The sequence below is a fragment of the Streptomyces sp. Root1304 genome (assembly GCF_001426405.1).
Lineage (GTDB): Bacteria > Actinomycetota > Actinomycetes > Streptomycetales > Streptomycetaceae > Streptomyces.
The window spans coordinates 123702-139511 of record NZ_LMEP01000006.1; the positions used below are offsets into that span (position 1 = coordinate 123702).

General features: G+C 74.8%; 14 protein-coding genes. 11 read left to right on the forward strand and 3 right to left on the reverse strand.

Features of this window, described 5'->3' with window-relative positions; all coding sequences use genetic code 11:
• Positions 1-2 precede the first annotated feature (2 nt).
• The 6 genes from ASD33_RS11010 (at position 3) to ASD33_RS11035 (ending at position 6466) form a co-directional block, all read left to right on the forward strand.
• Positions 3-1121, forward strand: a complete 1119-nt coding sequence (locus tag ASD33_RS11010; RefSeq protein ID WP_056557358.1) for a peptidoglycan-binding protein — start codon at positions 3-5, stop codon at positions 1119-1121.
• A complete protein-coding gene (locus ASD33_RS11015; protein WP_056557360.1) occupies positions 1118-1846 on the forward strand; it encodes an ABC transporter ATP-binding protein in 729 nt (242 codons plus the stop codon). The genes ASD33_RS11010 and ASD33_RS11015 overlap by 4 nt, the downstream gene beginning before the upstream one ends.
• Positions 1843-3036, forward strand: a complete 1194-nt coding sequence (locus ASD33_RS11020) for an ABC transporter permease (RefSeq protein ID WP_056557362.1) — start codon at positions 1843-1845, stop codon at positions 3034-3036. Before ASD33_RS11015 ends, ASD33_RS11020 begins: the two co-directional genes overlap by 4 nt.
• Positions 3037-3192: 156 nt before the next feature.
• Positions 3193-4602, forward strand: coding sequence for a DUF692 domain-containing protein (locus ASD33_RS11025; protein WP_056557363.1), 1410 nt, complete (start codon positions 3193-3195; stop codon positions 4600-4602).
• 2 nt (positions 4603-4604) lie between these two features.
• Positions 4605-5645, forward strand: a complete 1041-nt coding sequence (locus ASD33_RS11030; RefSeq protein WP_056557364.1) for a TIGR04222 domain-containing membrane protein — start codon at positions 4605-4607, stop codon at positions 5643-5645.
• A gap of 62 nt (positions 5646-5707) precedes the next feature.
• The gene (locus ASD33_RS11035; protein ID WP_056557365.1) at positions 5708-6466 is read left to right on the forward strand and encodes a TIGR04222 domain-containing membrane protein; all 759 of its coding nucleotides are present in this window, start codon (positions 5708-5710) and stop codon (positions 6464-6466) included.
• A 157-nt stretch (positions 6467-6623) separates the two neighbouring features.
• On the opposite strand, the gene hemQ is transcribed toward ASD33_RS11035, so the two are convergent.
• Both hemQ and hemG read right to left on the reverse strand, forming a co-directional pair.
• Complete coding sequence (gene hemQ, locus ASD33_RS11040) at positions 6624-7337, reverse strand: hydrogen peroxide-dependent heme synthase (protein WP_056557366.1); 714 nt, start codon at positions 7335-7337, stop codon at positions 6624-6626.
• 17 nt (positions 7338-7354) lie between these two features.
• On the reverse strand, positions 7355-8842 hold the full coding sequence (gene hemG / locus ASD33_RS11045) for a protoporphyrinogen oxidase (protein ID WP_056557367.1): 1488 nt from the start codon (positions 8840-8842) through the stop codon (positions 7355-7357).
• 165 nt (positions 8843-9007) lie between these two features.
• On the opposite strand from hemG, the gene ASD33_RS11050 reads away from it, so the two are divergent.
• Entirely contained in the window at positions 9008-10015 is a 1008-nt protein-coding gene (locus ASD33_RS11050) for a DUF4349 domain-containing protein (protein ID WP_056557371.1), read from the forward strand.
• 129 nt (positions 10016-10144) lie between these two features.
• Positions 10145-11518: an FAD-dependent oxidoreductase gene (locus ASD33_RS11055; protein WP_056557373.1), complete on the forward strand. Its 1374-nt coding sequence runs from the start codon at positions 10145-10147 to the stop codon at positions 11516-11518.
• A 74-nt stretch (positions 11519-11592) separates the two neighbouring features.
• On the opposite strand, the gene hemE is transcribed toward ASD33_RS11055, so the two are convergent.
• Positions 11593-12660 carry a uroporphyrinogen decarboxylase gene (gene hemE / locus ASD33_RS11060; protein ID WP_242426902.1) on the reverse strand — a complete coding sequence of 356 codons (1068 nt, stop codon included), beginning with the start codon at positions 12658-12660 and terminating at the stop codon, positions 11593-11595.
• A 100-nt stretch (positions 12661-12760) separates the two neighbouring features.
• On the opposite strand from hemE, the gene ASD33_RS11065 reads away from it, so the two are divergent.
• From ASD33_RS11065 to ASD33_RS11075, 3 genes are all read left to right on the forward strand, one after another.
• The gene (locus ASD33_RS11065) at positions 12761-13456 is read left to right on the forward strand and encodes a DUF3000 domain-containing protein (RefSeq protein WP_056557376.1); all 696 of its coding nucleotides are present in this window, start codon (positions 12761-12763) and stop codon (positions 13454-13456) included.
• A 262-nt stretch (positions 13457-13718) separates the two neighbouring features.
• Positions 13719-14384: a response regulator transcription factor gene (locus ASD33_RS11070; RefSeq protein ID WP_015037008.1), complete on the forward strand. Its 666-nt coding sequence runs from the start codon at positions 13719-13721 to the stop codon at positions 14382-14384.
• Between the two features lie 80 nt (positions 14385-14464).
• Complete coding sequence (locus ASD33_RS11075; RefSeq protein ID WP_056557377.1) at positions 14465-15748, forward strand: ribonuclease D; 1284 nt, start codon at positions 14465-14467, stop codon at positions 15746-15748.
• The last annotated feature ends 62 nt before the right edge of the window (positions 15749-15810 follow it).

Sequence of the window (15810 nt, forward strand, 5' to 3'; positions counted from 1 at the left end):
CCATGAACCGTACCCCCGAGACCCCCGTCCCGCACCGCCCCGCGCGGAAGAAGCGCCGCGGGACCGTCGTCGCGGTCGTGCTGGTCGCCGCGCTCGGCGGCTCGGGCGCGCTCGCCGCGATACGCCCCTGGGAGCGGGCGGGCGACGCCGCGCCGCCGCCCGTCGAGCACGGCACCGTCGCGGTGTCGAAGGGCTCCCTGTCCACCGGCATCCAGGTGGGCGGCGCGCTCGCCCACGACGCCCCGACACCCGTCGTCGCCTCCGGCCGCGGCACCCTCACCGCCCTGCCCGCCGTCGGCGCCGTCGTCAAGGCGGGGGCGAAGCTGTACGAGGTCGACGGGCGGCCCGTGGTGCTGTTCACCGGCGACCGGCCGATGTGGCGCGACCTCGGCCCCGGCGTCACCGACGGCGCCGACGTCGAACAGCTCAAGCGCAACCTGATCGCCCTCGGTCACGCCGACGGACTGGGTCTGGCGGCCGACCGGAAGTTCACCCGTGGCACGGCGACCGCCGTCAAGCGCTGGCAGAAGGCCCTCGGCGAGAAGCAGACGGGGCAGGTCGCCCTCGGCAGCGTCGTCATGCTGCCCCGTACCGCCGTGCGCGTGCAGCAGCTCGGCACACAGCTCGGCTCGGCCCTCGGGGCCACCTCCGTGATGACCGTGACCGGCACCGACCTGGTCGCCGTGGTCCGGCCCGCCGACAACCAGCTCTCCTCGTTCCGGCCCGACGGCCGGGTGACGGTGAAGCTGGGCGACGGCAGCACCGTCGGAGGACGGGTCCGGTCCCTGCTCCGCGGCGGTTCCGGCGACGGGGATTCCGGCGACGGCGGGGACGGCGGCGCCGACAAGACCACCGTCACCATCACGCTCGACGACCAGCGGAAGGCCGCCGGAGCCGGGCCCTCCGCCGTGACCGTGACCGTCGTCGGCCGGGCCGTCAGCGACGCCCTCGTCGTCCCCGTCACCGCCCTCCTCGCCCTCGACGGCGGCGGCTACGGAGTCCAGGTCGTGACCGGCACCGGCACCCGGCTCGTCCGGGTCCAGCTGGGCCTGGTCGCCGACGCCAAGGCGCAGATCACCGGCGACGTCCGGGCCGGCGCCCAGGTGGTGGTCCCGAAGTGACAGCCCCTCAGCCGCCCGGCCCGGTCCCCGTACTGGAACTCGCGGGCATCACCAAGGAGTACCCGGGGTCGCCGCCGCTGCGCGTCCTGCACGACGTCGACCTCACCGTCGACGCCGGGGAGCTCGTCGCCGTCGTCGGCCCCTCCGGCTCCGGCAAGTCCACCCTCCTCGCGCTCCTCGGCTCCCTCGACCGGCCCACCGCCGGGACGCTGTCCTTCGAGGGGCGGGACCTGTCCACGGTCTCCGACCTCGAACTGGCCGCACTGCGCGCCCACCGGATCGGCTTCGTCTTCCAGCAGTTCTTCCTGCTGTCCGGGCTCACCACGGTCGAGAACGTCGCCACCGGCCTCCTCTACAGCGGCGTCCCCGCCGCCCGCCGGCGCGCCGAAGCCGTCACGGCCCTGCGCGAGGTGGGCCTCGGCCACCGTCTCGACCACCACCCCGACCGGCTCTCCGGTGGCGAGAAGCAGCGCGTCGCCATCGCCCGCGCCCTCGTCGGCCGCCCCGCGCTGCTCCTCGCCGACGAACCGACCGGCGCCCTGGACAGCGTCTCCGGAGCCGCAGTGGTCGAGCTGCTGCGCGCCCTGAACGCCGACGGCACCACGGTCGTCGTCATCACCCACGACCGTGAACTGGCCGCGTCCTTCCCCCGGCGCATCACCCTCCACGACGGCCGCGTCGAGTCCGACGAGCGCGGCCCGCACCCCGCCGGAGCCGTCCGATGACCCCCCTCCCGCGCCGCACCCGGCTGCGGCCCACGGACATGCTGCGGCTCGGCATGATCGGCCCGCGCACGCGCAGGACGCGCTCCGCCCTGTCGGCGCTCGGCATCTCCCTGGGCATCGCCGCGGTCATCGCCGTGACCGGCATCTCGGCCTCCAGCCAGGCACACCTGCTGGAACGCCTCGACCGGCTCGGCTCCAACCTGATCACCGTCGCCCCCGGCACCGGCCCCGACCGCAAGCCGGTGCCGCTGCCGCCCACGGCCGAGAAGATGCTCGCCAACATCGCCCCGGTCCAGCAGGTCACCGCGACCGGGGCCACCACCGCCCAGGTCTACCGCAACGACCTGGTCCCCGAGCAGCGGACCGGCAGCCTCACCGTGCTCGCCGCGCGGCTCAACCTGCTCGACGTCCTGCACGCCACCCTGCGCAGCGGGCAGTGGCTGACCCGGGCGAGCGAGAACCTGCCGGTGACCGTGCTCGGCGACGGCGCCGCCTCGCGGCTCGGCGTCACCGCGCCGGGTGAGCGGGTCTGGCTGGGCGGCCAGTGGTTCGTCGTCTCCGGCATCCTCGCCCCCAACGAACTCGCCCCCGAGCTGGGCAACGCCGCCCTGGTCGGCTGGCCGGAGGCCACCGCCCACCTGGGCGCGGACGGCACCGCGGCCATGGTCTACGTCCGGGTCCACCCCGAACGCGTGCCCGACGTGCAGGCCGTCGCCGGAGCCACCGCCGACCCCGCCAACCCGAGCACGGTCGCCGTCAGCCGCCCCTCCGACCTGTACACGGCACGGGCCGAGACGCAGGACTCCCTCACCGGGCTCGTCCTCGCCCTCGCCGCCGTCGCCCTGCTCGTGGGCGGCGTCGGCATCGCCAACACCATGGTCGTGGGGGTGATGGAGCGCCGGGGCGAGGTCGGGCTGCGCCGCGCGCTGGGCGCCCGCGGCGGCCAGATCGCCGTCCAGTTCCTCATCGAGGCCGTGCTGATGGGCCTGATCGGAGGGCTCGGCGGACTGGCCGTGGGCGGTCTCGCGGTCTACGGCTACGCCCTCGCGCAGGGCTTGCCCGCCGCCGTCCCGCTCTACACGGTCGTGGCGGCCCCGGTGGTGTCCGTCCTGGTGGCGGCGGTGGCCGGGATCTACCCCGCGCTCCGGGCGGCGCGGGTGTCCCCGACGGACGCCCTGCGCTCGGCCTGAGCACCGCGCTCGGAAGCGGAACCCCCCGTCCGGCGGGCGAACCCGGCACGAAGCGGCGGGGGAACCTCAAATGAAGCTCTGAACGTCCCCCTCCTGGGGTTCGAACGTTCCCGCCCGGGTCATCAGGTGGGTGACTGAGGACCGAAGGAGGGGGACATGACGGAACTCGGCATCGGCATCGGCTGGCGTCCCGAGATCGCGGAAGCGGTGGAGGGGCTGTCCGGCGTCGACTGGGTGGAGGTCGTCGCGGAGAACATCTGCGCCGGCCATCTGCCCGACTCACTGACCCGGCTGCGGGAGCGCGGCGTCACGGTCGTCCCGCACGGCGTCTCGCTCGGGCTCGGCGGCGCCGACCGACCCGACCCGGCGCGCCTCGCGGCGCTCGGCGAGAAGGCGCTGGCGCTCGGGGCGCCGCTGGTCACGGAGCACATCGCGTTCGTCCGGGCCGGGGGCCCGCTCACCGCGACCCCGCTGCTCGAAGCCGGCCATCTGCTGCCGGTGCCCCGGACCAGGGACGCGCTCGACGTGCTCTGCGAGAACGTGCGCATCGCGCAGGACGCGCTGCCCGTGCCGCTCGCGCTGGAGAACATCGCGGCACTGATCGCCTGGCCGGGCGAGGAGATGACGGAGGGGCAGTTCCTGGCGGAGCTGGTGGAGCGTACGGGGGTACGGCTCCTCATCGACGTCGCCAATCTGCACACCAACCACGTCAACCGGGGCGAGGACCCGGCGCGGGCGCTCGCCGAACTGCCGGTGGAGGCCATCGCGTACGTCCACGTGGCGGGCGGCGTGGAACGGGACGGCGTCTGGCACGACACCCACGCGCACCCGGTGCCGAAGGCCGTGCTCGACGTACTGGCGGACCTCGCCGGCCGGGTGTCCCCGCCGGGGGTCCTGCTGGAACGCGACGACGACTTCCCGCCGGCGGAGGAGCTGGCGGGCGAGCTGGAGACGATCAGAAGCACTGTGGTGCCGCGTTCCGCGAGGGCCGAACACAGGGGCACAGCCCACGCGCACGGCACCCGTTCGCCGGAACTCGCACCCGTCGGAACCGTCGACGCCCCGCTCCTGATCGGCGCGGGCGCCCGTGCCTCGGGCGGCCCGATGCCGAGCGCCGCCCCCCTCCCGGAGGACGTACCGCAGCCCGCACCGCGAGAAGGCGCACGCCAGCGCCTCGCCGTCGCCCAGGCCGCCCTCCTGTCCGCGCTCGTCGCCGGAACCCCCGTACCCGAGGGCTTCGACACCCGGCGGATCGGTGTCCAGAGCCGCGCCCTCGCCGCCAAGCGGGCCGGGGTCGTCGCGAAGGTCGCGCCGGAGCTGCCGGAGATCCTCGGCAAGGGCTTCCGGCCCGCGTTCCTCGCGTACGCCAGGACCCGGCCCATGTCCGGCGGCTACCGCCGTGACGCGCTCGACTTCGCCGAGCACCTGCTGCTCGCCGAACGGCCGGAGGACCCGGTGGCGCGGCGGGAGCTCACCGAGTGGTGGCAGGACCGTTCCGGCAGCCGCCCGCCCGGCCGCGCGACCCGGCTCGTACGGGCCGCCCGTCACGCCCTCGTACGGAGATGACCATGGACCTCCTGATCGTGCTCGTGTATCTCGCGGGGGCCGCCGGCATCGCCCTCGTCATCACCCGGGTCGTCCGTACCCGCGGCGGTCCCGGCGGGCCGGTCCACGACCGGTACGAGGCCGCGTTCCTCAACGGCGGTCCGGCCAGGGTCGTCGACAGCGCCCTCGCGGCCCTCCATGCGGACGGCAGGCTCGCGATCGGCGGCCCCGGCATCGTCGCGATCGTCAGGGCCACCGCGCACGACCCGGTGGAGCGCGCCGTGCTCCAGGAGCACGCCGCCGCCCCGCACGGGGCCCTCCACCACCTGCGGCTGGGGGTGATGCGGCACCCGGCGGTCCAGGAGATCGGCGGCGGTCTCGCGGCGCGCGGACTCGTGGTCGAACCGGCGACGCGGCGGGTCACGGGCCGCTGGTGCGGCATCCTCGCCCTGGCGGGCTTCGCGCTCTTCCCGCTCTCGATCCTCCTCACGATGGTCGACTTCGCCGCCGATCCGGAGTTCCGGCTCCCGTTCGTCTTCAAGGTGGCACCGGTGCTGTTCGCCGCCGTGATCACCGGCGCCGTCTGCGGGGCGGTCTCGGGCAAGCAGGTCACGCCGGCCGGCCGCCGCGCGGTCCTCGCGTACGGGCGGGCCTACGCCCACCCCGGGGACCCCGGCCACCTCGTGGCGCTGCACGGGCTGCGGGCCCTGCCGGACCCGGTGCTCCGGGAGCAGCTCGTCGCCGCCGCCCGGTTCTACGCGCCGCCGCGACGCAACCAGCGTGGCGGGCGGCGTTCGCCGAGCCACTTCTCGTCCGCGGACGCGGCCGTCCTCGGGGTGGCGACCGAGTGGTGCGCGACCAACAGCTCGTGCGGGGGCGGCGGGGGCGGGAGCTCCTGCTCGGGCGGCGGCTCGTCCTGCTCGGCCGGGTCCTGCTCGTCCGGCTCCTGTTCGGGCGGCGGTTCGAGCTGCGGCGGTTCCGGGGGCGGGTCGAGCTGCGGAAGCTCCAGTTCGTGCTCGAGTTCCAGCTCCAGTTCGTGTTCCAGCTCCAGCAGCAGCAGCTGAGCGGCGCCGGCGAAGCGGCCGTTCGGGTGGCGGGCCGGCCCGTCCTCCCGTAGAACCGGGACATGGTCTGGGTTCCGCTCCTGCTGGTGGCGTTCGTGGTGGCCGGTGTCGGCTGCGCGCGGATCTGCCGTGCCTCGCTGGCCGTCGCCCGGCCGCACGAGGTTTCCGGGGCCACGGGTGAACTCACCGTCGGCGAGGCGGCCTACCTCGCGGGCGGGCCGCTGCGGGTCACCGATCTGACCCTGGTGTCGCTGCACCGGGAGCGGCGGCTGCTGCTCGCCCGTACCGGCTGGGCGACGGTCGTGGACGCCGGCCGCGCGGGCGAGGGGGACGCGCTGGAGCGGGCCGTGTTCGGGGCCATCGGGCCCGCCGGTCAGTCACCGATCCCCGCCGTGCGTCCGGTGGTGGCGGCCGCGGACTCCGTGCGTTCCCTCGCGGCCGGGCTCGTCGACCGGGGGCTCGCCGTGTCCGACGCGGGCCGCCGGGAGGTCGCCGCCGCGCTGCGGGCGGTGCGGGCCGGATTCCTGCTGAGCCTGGTGCTCGGGGCGGTGTCGGCGCTGCTCGTGCCGGCCGGCGAACGGGGCCCGGTGCTCGCGGGGTTCGCGCTGCCGCTGCTCGGTTCGGGGCTCTGTCTGCTGATCGGCCTGACCGAGGTGTACCCGCACACCCGCTGGGCCTCCCCCGCCGGGCAGCGGCTGCTCGCGGGCCTGTCGGGCGCCGATCCGCTGACGGCCCTCGCGACGCGCGGACCCGCCGTCCTGGAGCCGGAGCTGCGGGCGGCCCTGCGGGACCGGGAGCCGTGGCGAAGGCCCCGGAAATGACGCCGGTGCGGCGCGCGAGAACGCGCGCCGCACCCGGTGCCGGACCCGGTGTCGCTGGAGCGGCGGGCGGGGGTTTCCCGCCTGCCGTCTGATCTTCCGGGTCGAGGGGTGGCGCACCCGGCCGGGAGCCGGGCCGCCACCAGGTTTCGTACGGCCGTCAGGCCAGGCCCGCCACCAGCTCGGCGACGCTCTTGCGGCGGCCGGTGTAGAACGGGACCTCTTCGCGGACGTGCATCCGGGCCTCGGAGGCGCGCAGGTGGCGCATCAGGTCGACGATGCGGTGCAGCTCGTCGGCCTCGAAGGCGAGGATCCACTCGTAGTCGCCGAGCGAGAAGGAGGCGACCGTGTTGGCGCGGACGTCCGGGTAGCCGCGGGCCATCTTGCCGTGGTCGGCGAGCATCCGGCGACGGTCCTCGTCCGGCAGCAGGTACCAGTCGTAGGAGCGCACGAAGGGGTAGACCGAGACGTAGTCGCGCGCGTGCTCGTCGGCCAGGAAGGCCGGGATGTGCGACTTGTTGAACTCGGCGGGGCGGTGCAGCGCCATGTTCGACCAGACCGGCTCCAGGGCGCGGCCCAGCCTGGTGCGGCGGAAGAGGTTGTACGCCTCCTGGAGCTCGTCGCTCGTCTCGGCGTGCCACCAGATCATCACATCGGCGTCGGCGCGCAGACCGGACAGGTCGTACGTGCCGCGGATGGTGATGTCCTTGGCCGCGAGCTGGTCGAACAGCTCCTGGACCTCGTCGGCGTAGCCGCCGCGGTCCTCGGGGAGAACGTCGCGCAGCTTGAAGACGGACCACAGGGTGTAGCGGATGACCTCGTTGAGGTCCTTCGCCTTCTTACCGGCGTTCGGGATCTTTTCGGGCGCACTCATACGCCTATTCTCGCCCGTCACAGGGAGTGCCCCGCACCGGGGTCGGTCCTTTTCGACGTGGCGATGATCTCGTCCCCCGCCCGCGCCCCCAGCTCCCGGACGATCTCGTCGGCGGCGCGGTGGGCCGAGGCGATGCAGGCCGGGATCCCGACGCCGTCGTACGCGGCTCCCGCGACCCGCAGTCCGGGCAGCGCGGCGACCGCCTCGCGGACCCGGGCGACCCGGGCGAGGTGGCCGACCGGGTACTGCGGCAGGCCGTCGATCCAGCGGGTGACCGTGGTGGCGACGGGCCGGGCGGCGAGTCCGGTGGCGGCGGCGAGGTCCTTCAGGGAGGCGGCGACCAGGTCGGCGTCCTCGCGGTGGACCTGTGCCTCCTCGCCGTGGCGGCCCACGGAGGTGCGGAGCACGAACAGGTCGGGGGCGCCGTCGGTGACCCAGCGCCACTTCCGCGAGGAGAAGGTGGAGGCCTTGATCGTGTGGCCGTCGACGGGCGGCACGAGGAAGCCCGAGCCGGGCAGGTCCGGCATGTCGGAGCGGCGGAACGCGAGGGTGACCAGGGCCATGGACGCGTACGCGACGGCGTCGAGTTCGGCGGAGGCGGCGGGCGCGTGCTCGGCGAGCAGCGCTGCGGCGGGCCCGGCTGGGGTGGCGAGGACGACGCCGTCGGCGGTGAGGACGCGGTCGCCGCTGACGACCTGCCAGGCACCGTCGGGGGTGCGGCGCAGCGCGGTCACGGGGGCGTCGGTGAGGATCTCGCCGCCGCCCGCCCGGATCGCGTCCGCGACGGCGCCGGGCAGGGTGCCGATGCCGCCGTCGATGCCGAGGAAGACGGAGCCGCCAAGGCCGGTGGCGGCGCCCGCCGCGTCGGCGGGGACGGTCGCGCCGGCCTGCTGCACGGCGCGGACGGCTGCGGTGAGCGTGGGGTGGGAGCGGGCGGCCTCGAAGAGGGCGGGGACGGCGGCGCGCATGGAGATGCGGTAGGCGTCACCGGCGTACACCCCGCCGAGGAGCGGTTCGACGAGCCGGTCGACGACCTCGTGGCCCATGCGGGCGGCGACGTACGCGCCGATGGCGATGTCCTCGCCGATCTCGGTCGGCGGCAGCTCGTGGTCCTCCCCGATGCGGCGCAGGCCCTCCTCGGAGAGCAGGCCCTCGACGGCGCGGGCGTCGCCGGGGACGCCCATGACGTGCCCCTTGGGCATGGGGACGAGCGCGCCGCGGGACCAGACGGCCGCGGTGGTGGTGGCCGGGGGCTGGAGACGGTCGCCGAGGCCGACGGTCCGGGCGAGTTCCACGGCCTCGGGGCGGCGGGCGAGCAGCGACTCGGCGCCGAGGTCGACGGGGGCGCCCGCGATCTCCCCGGCGAGCAGTTTGCCGCCGAGCCGGCCGCCCGCTTCGAGGAGGGTCACCCGGTGGCCGGCGAGGGCCAGCCGGTGGGCGGCGGCGAGGCCGGCGATTCCGCCACCGGCGACGACGACATGGGGTCCCGTGGTGTCCGCGTTCATGGGACCACTCTCTCAAATCGCCCATGGCCGCCCGCCCGGAGGTCGCCGCGCGTGCCCGCGCCCGTTCCGAGGCCGGACCGTGACCGCATCGCTACCGCCGGAGGGCAACCCGTCGGGTGTGCTCGTACGTCGAACCGGCGACACCTACCACCCCGGGGGGACTCGATGCGGAACGCACGTACGAAGGCAAGTACACGGGCGGCGGCCGGCGCGGCCCTGCTGACGGCCGCGCTGGTCCTCACCGGCTGCGGCGCGAGCGGCACCGACGCGAAGTCGGACGGCGCGCGGGACCTGAGCGCGGCGCGGCCCGCCGACGGGTCCGGGGCCGGGGCGGCGGAGAGCAGGACCGGCGGCTCCGCGGGGGCGGACGCGGCGAAGGCCCCGGAGAAGGCGGCCGCGCAGCAGCACGTCATCCGTACCGCCTCGCTGTCCGTGGAGGTCGGCGACGTGACGAAGGCGCTGGCGGCGGCCCGTACGGCGACGGCGGGCGCGGGCGGGCACGTCGAGAACGAGGCGACGCAGCGGGGCGGCGAGGGGTACGTCACCTCGCGCGTCGTGCTGCGCGTGCCGCAGGAGCGGTACGACGCCGTCCTCGGTGAACTCGCGGGTACGGGGAAGCTGCTGGCCCGCACGGCGGACGCGAAGGACGTGACCGGGGAGGTCGTGGACGTCACGAGCCGGATCGCGACCCAGCGGGCGAGCGTCGCGCGGGTGCGGGCGCTGATGGACCGGGCGGAGCGGCTGTCCGACGTGGTGACCCTGGAGGGTGAGCTGAGCCGCCGCCAGGCGGACCTGGAGGCGCTGCTCGCCCAGCAGGCCTCGCTGAAGGACCGGACCTCGCTGGCGACGATCACCCTGGAGCTGACGGAGAAGCGGAAGGAACCGCAGGCGGCCGCGCCCGAGGACGACCGCCCCGGCTTCCTCGACGCGCTCGGCGGCGGCTGGGACGCACTGGTGGGCGCGGTGAGCTGGGTCGTGATCGTGCTCGCGGCGCTGGCCCCGTGGCTCGCGGTCGCCGTGATCGCCTTCGTCCTGTGGCGCCGGGTGATCCGCCCCCGCCTTCCCCGCAGGGCCGCCGTCCCGCCCGCGCCGCTGCCGGTACAGCGCCCCGGCCGGCCGGCGCCGGAACGGAACGCCGCGGGCGCGGTGACGTCCCCGGGTACCGGCGAGTGAGCCGGAGGGGCGCGCCGGTGGAACGGCCCCGAGCGCGCGGAGCCTCCTGAGGCACGAAGRAGGCGAGCACGGTCGGGGCCGATCCACCGGCTTTGGYGCCCCGGAGGCGAACGAGCCCAAAATAAGGGGATGAGCGAACGACTGGTGGTCATCGGTGGGGACGCGGCGGGGATGTCCGCCGCGTCACAGGCACGCAGGCTCAAGGGGCCCGGGGAGCTGGAGATCGTCGCCTTCGAGCGCGGCCATTTCTCCTCGTACTCGGCCTGCGGCATCCCGTACTGGGTCGGCGGCGACGTCGCGACGCGCGGCGAGTTGATCGCCCGCTCCCCCGAGGAGCACCGGGCGCGTGACATCGACCTGCGGATGCGTACGGAGGTCACGGCCGTCGACGTGTCGGGCCGGAGGGTCCTCGCGCGGGATCTGGAGGCGGGGACGGAGTCGTGGACGGGCTTCGACAAGCTGGTGATCGCCACCGGGGCCCGGCCCCGGCGCCCGGCGCTGCCGGGGATCGACGCGCCCGGGGTGCACGGGGTGCAGACCCTCGACGACGGGCAGGCGCTGCTCGATTCCCTGGCGGGTACGCCGGGGCGGCGGGCGGTGGTGGTCGGCGCGGGGTACATCGGTGTGGAGATGGCCGAGGCGCTGCTCGCCCGGGGCTACGAGGTGACGGTGCTGACCCGGGGCGAGCAGCCGATGGCGACCCTCGACCCGGACATGGGCCGGCTGGTGCACCGGGCGATGGACGGGCTCGGGATCACCACGGTCGCGTCGGCGGAGGTGACGAAGATCCTGACCGGTGACGGGGGCCGGGTGCGGGCGGTGGCGACGGACGCGGCCGAGTATCCGGCGGACGTGGTCGTCCTCGGCATGGGCGTGGTGCCGGAGACCTCGCTCGCGCGGGCGGCGGGTCTGCCGCTCGGGGCGTCGGGCGGGCTGCTCACGGATCTCGCGATGCGGGTGCGGGGCCATGACGGCATCTGGGCGGGTGGTGACTGCGTGGAGGTCCTCGATCTGGTCTCGAACCGGGACCGGTACGTGCCGCTGGGGACGCATGCGAACAAGCACGGCCAGGTCATCGGGGCGAACGTCGGCGGTGACTACGCGACCTTCCCCGGGGTGGTGGGGACGGCGGTGTCGAAGGTGTGCGATCTGGAGATCGCGCGGACCGGTCTGCGGGAGAAGGACGCCCGGGAGGTGGGGCTGCGGTTCGTGACGGTGACGGTGGAGTCGACGAGCCGGGCGGGCTACTACCCGGGGGCGGCGCCGATGACGGTGAAGATGCTGGCCGAGCGGCGTACGGGACGGCTGCTCGGGGTGCAGATCGTGGGCCGGGAGGGCGCGGCGAAGCGGGTGGACATCGCGGCGGTGGCGCTGACCGCCGGGATGACGGTGGAGGCGATGACGGCCCTGGACCTGGGGTACGCGCCGCCGTTCTCGCCGGTGTGGGACCCGGTGCTGATCGCGGCGCGCAAGGCGACGGCGGCGGTCCGGGCGGCGGGCTGACGCCTCCGCGTGGGGGCTGACGCGACGACGCCTCCGCCCGGTGGGGCGGAGGCGTCGGCCGGATCGGGTGACCGTCAGACGGCCGTGCGGGTGTGCACGTACTCGACGAGGCGGGACAGGGCGTCCGGGTCCATCGAGGGCATGACGCCGTGGCCCAGGTTGAAGACGTGGCCCTCCAGGTCCTTCGCGGCGGCCAGCACCTCGTCCGTCTTGGCCTCGACGACCTCGGTCGGGGCGAACAGCACGGCCGGGTCCAGGTTGCCCTGGAGTGCCTTGCCGGGGCCGACGCGGCGGGCGGCCTCGTCGAGCGGGACGCGCCAGTCGACGCCGACGACGTCCGCGCCGGCCTCGCCCATGAGGCCGAGCAGCTCGCCCGTACCGACACCGAAGTGGATGCGCGGGACGCCGTAGCCGGCGACGGCGTCGAAGACCTTCGTGGAGGCCGGCATGACGGAGCGGCGGTAGTCGGCGGGGGCGAGGGCGCCGACCCAGGAGTCGAAGAGCTGGACGGCGGAGGCGCCGGCCTCGATCTGGACCTTGAGGAAGGCCGAGGTGATCTCCGCGAGGCGGTCGAGCAGGTCGGCCCAGAGCTGCGGGTCGCCGTACATCATGGCCTTGGTGCGCTCGTGGCTGCGCGACGGGCCGCCCTCGACGAGGTAGCTCGCGAGGGTGAAGGGTGCGCCGGCGAAGCCGATGAGCGGGGTGTCGCCGAGCTCCTCGGTGAGCATCCCGATGGCCTCGGTGACGTAGTGGACGTCCTCGGGGGTCAGGTCGCGCAGCCGGTCGAGGTCGGCGCGGGTGCGGATCGGGTCGGCGACGACCGGGCCGACGCCGGGCTTGATGTCGAGGTCGAGGCCGATGGCCTTGAGGGGGACGACGATGTCGCTGAAGTAGATGGCGGCGTCGACCTTGTGGCGGCGGACGGGCTGGAGCGTGATCTCGGTGACCAGCTCGGGCCGCATGCACGATTCGAGCATGGGGATGCCCTCGCGCACCTTGAGGTACTCGGGGAGGGATCGCCCGGCCTGTCGCATGAACCAGACGGGGGTGTGGGGCACGGGCTCACGCCGGCACGCCTTGAGGAACGCGGAGTCGTACGTCCGCGACTGCTGCTTCGTCTGCTGGCCCTGCGGGCTGTCCATGGCACTCACGCCTCGAATCTTCGCATGTGGCGGGAAGCCGCTCGTCCGGGCCGGGTGTCCCTCCCTGCGCGGAGGCCCCGTTCCGCCTACTCTTCCCCGCATGGCTGCGGCTCAGGGACATTTTTCCGATCATTCCGACGGCAATCGAGGGACGGACCAAACGGCGGACAGTACGGAGACGAACCCGGTGCCACCCGCGTTCCGGCGCGCGGTGGAGGCCTTGCGTTCGGCAAGGCTGCGGCCCGAGATGGAGATCGATCCGACGAGGCCGCCGCAGCGCCTCGCCCCCTACGCGTACGCGGTGGAGGCGGCCGTCGTGGACGGCGAGGAGGATCTGGCGGACGGCCGTCTGGTGCTGCTGCACGACCCGGACGGCCACGAGGCCTGGAAGGGAACGTTCCGGCTGGTGACCCTGGTCCGGGCGGAGCTGGAGCCGGAGATGGCGGCGGACCCGCTGCTGCCCGAGGTGTGCTGGTCCTGGCTGACCGGGGCGCTGGAGGCCCGGGGGCTGGCGTACGGGGAGGCGAGCGGGACCGTGACGATGGCGGGCTCGCACTATTTCGGCGGTCTGGCGGACCGCAGGCCGGCCACGCAGATCGAGATCCGGGCGTCCTGGACGCCGCGCGAGGGTCTGGGCGGGGTGCCGGACACGGGGGCGCATCTGGCGGCCTGGTGCGATCTGCTGTGTCAGATCGCGGGGCTGCCGCCGGCCCCGGCCGAACCGGGGGCGGCGGGGACGGTGTCGGGCGCGGGGGTCGTCTCGTTGCCCCAGCGACGGGGCCCGCAGCAGGCCTGAGGGGCGAGATCAGGCCACTCTTCGGAGTGTTCGAACGGCGGCCCCCGTACTCCCCCTCAGGGGTGACGGGTCGGGGGCCGCTCGTAGGATGATCGATCACGCGTCCGAATTGCCCTAATTGTTACTCACCAAATCGTGATCTTTCCCTAAAGGCGGGCGGCCCATCTGCCGAAGGAGTCAATGACCCCTTCACAGCACGGGTTCACCCCCGGCTTCCTCCCCGAGCCGGCTCCGTCCCGCACCCTTCCCCCCAGGAGGCCTGGTGTCCGTTCTCCTCGAGCAGCCCGCAAGCCTGGTCGCCTACCGCCCGAACAAGCCGACGGCCATGGTCGTCGTGGCCGACCCGCGCGTCCGCTCCACCGTGACCCGCCACCTGTGGGCCCTCGGAGTACGCGACGTGATCGAGGCTTCTTCCATCGCGGAGGCACGTCCCCGCGTCGGCAACCCGCGCGACATCTGCGTTGCCGACGTCCACCTGCCCGACGGCAGCGGTCTCACGCTGCTGTCCGAGACCCGCGCCGCGGGCTGGCCCAACGGCCTGGCCCTCTCGGCCGCGGACGACATCGGCGCCGTGCGCAACGCCCTCGCGGGCGGCGTGAAGGGCTATGTCGTCACCGGTACGCGCACCAACATCGGCCACCCCACCCGGCCCGGCGCCGCCCCCATCGGCGCCGCGGCCGCACGGCTCGGCCACCGCCGCCCCCCGGGTGCCCCGAGCCACCCGGGCGGCTACCGCGAGCTCTCCGGCCGTGAGGTCGAGGTGCTCCGGCTCGTCGCGGAGGGCCAGTCGAACAAGGCGATCGGCGTCTCCATGGGCCTCTCGGCCCTCACCGTGAAGAGCCACCTCGCCCGCATCGCCCGCAAGCTGGGCACCGGGGACCGCGCCGGCATGGTCGCGGTCGCCCTGCGGACCGGGATCATCCACTGACGGCAGCCGAAAGGAAGCCCGCGCCTGTCGACGGAACGTTCCGTCGACAGGCGCTTGCCGTTCACCGATACCCTTGACAGGTGACCGACGCCCAAGAGACCGCAGCAGACACAGCACTGCGCACCACCGGGGGCGGCCCCCCGGACGACGATGTCCCTGCGAATGGGCTTCCGATCCCGTTGCTGGAGCCCCGCGAGGGGATTCCGCCCGTCGTGGAGACCGACGAGGCCCTCGCCGAGGTGATCGCCGCCTTCGCCGCGGGCCGCGGGCCCGTCGCCGTGGACGCCGAGCGCGCCTCCGGCTACCGCTACGGACAGCGCGCCTACCTCGTACAGCTCCGCCGTGAAGGCGCGGGCACCGCGCTCATCGACCCGGTCGGCTGCCCCGACCTCTCCGGCCTCGGCGAGGCGCTCGCCGGGACCGAGTGGATCCTGCACGCCGCGACCCAGGACCTCCCGTGCCTGCGCGACATAGGCATGCTCCCGACCTCGCTGTTCGACACCGAGCTGGCCGGACGGCTCGCGGGCTTCCCGCGCGTCGGCCTCGGCGCGATGGTCGAGTCCGTCCTCGGCTACGCCCTGGAGAAGGGCCACTCCGCCGTGGACTGGTCCACCCGTCCGCTGCCCGAGCCCTGGCTGCGGTACGCGGCCCTCGACGTCGAACTCCTCGTCGACCTGCGCGACGCGCTGGAGAAGGAGCTCGACCGCCAGGGCAAGCTGGACTGGGCCCACCAGGAGTTCGACGCCATCGCCTCCGCCCCGCCGGCCCCGCCGCGCAAGGACCCGTGGCGGCGCACCTCCGGGATGCACAAGGTGCGGCGCCGTCGCCAGATGGCGGTCGTACGGGAGCTGTGGACGGCCCGCGACCGGGTCGCCCAGCGCCGTGACGTCTCCCCCGGCAAGGTGCTCAGCGACGCGGCGATCGTGGAAGCGGCGCTGGCCGTCCCGGTGAACCTGGCCGCGCTCACCGCACTGCCCGGTTTCGGGCACCGGATGGGCCGCCGTCAGCTGGAGCAGTGGCAGGCGGCGGTGGACCGCGCCAGGGCCCTGCCGGAGAGCGAGCTTCCGCAGCCGGGCACGCAGATGGCGGGCCCGCCCCCGCCGCGCGCCTGGGCGGACAAGGACCCGGTCGCGGCGGCCCGCCTCTCGGCGGCGCGCGCGGCGGTGTCGGCCCTCGCGGAGGAGCTGAACCTGCCGCAGGAGAACCTGATCACCCCGGACACCGTGCGCCGGGTCTGCTGGGAACCGCCGGCCCAGGGCGACGCGGACAGCGTGGCGGCGGCCCTCGCGGGCCACGGCGCGCGCCGCTGGCAGGTCGAACTGGTGACCCCGCTCCTGGTGAAGGCCCTGACGGCGACGGCGTAGCACCGCCCCCGGGCCCTCGACGAAAGGCCCCCGGCACTCCCGCCGGGGGCCTTCGCGCACCC

Bases quoted from the DNA above. Each gene is read 5' to 3' on its own strand.
- hemQ (WP_056557366.1), bottom strand. From the start codon at position 7,337: ATGAGTGCGCCCGAAAAGATCCCGAACGCCGGTAAGAAGGCGAAGGAC.
- hemG (WP_056557367.1), bottom strand. From the start codon at position 8,842: ATGAACGCGGACACCACGGGACCCCATGTCGTCGTCGCCGGTGGCGGA.
- ASD33_RS11035 (WP_056557365.1), top strand. From the start codon at position 5,708: ATGGTCTGGGTTCCGCTCCTGCTGGTGGCGTTCGTGGTGGCCGGTGTC.
- ASD33_RS11055 (WP_056557373.1), top strand. From the start codon at position 10,145: ATGAGCGAACGACTGGTGGTCATCGGTGGGGACGCGGCGGGGATGTCC.
- ASD33_RS11010 (WP_056557358.1), top strand. From the start codon at position 3: ATGAACCGTACCCCCGAGACCCCCGTCCCGCACCGCCCCGCGCGGAAG.
- ASD33_RS11025 (WP_056557363.1), top strand. From the start codon at position 3,193: ATGACGGAACTCGGCATCGGCATCGGCTGGCGTCCCGAGATCGCGGAA.
- hemE (WP_242426902.1), bottom strand. From the start codon at position 12,660: ATGGACAGCCCGCAGGGCCAGCAGACGAAGCAGCAGTCGCGGACGTAC.
- ASD33_RS11020 (WP_056557362.1), top strand. From the start codon at position 1,843: ATGACCCCCCTCCCGCGCCGCACCCGGCTGCGGCCCACGGACATGCTG.
- ASD33_RS11030 (WP_056557364.1), top strand. From the start codon at position 4,605: ATGGACCTCCTGATCGTGCTCGTGTATCTCGCGGGGGCCGCCGGCATC.
- ASD33_RS11050 (WP_056557371.1), top strand. From the start codon at position 9,008: ATGCGGAACGCACGTACGAAGGCAAGTACACGGGCGGCGGCCGGCGCG.
- ASD33_RS11065 (WP_056557376.1), top strand. From the start codon at position 12,761: ATGGCTGCGGCTCAGGGACATTTTTCCGATCATTCCGACGGCAATCGA.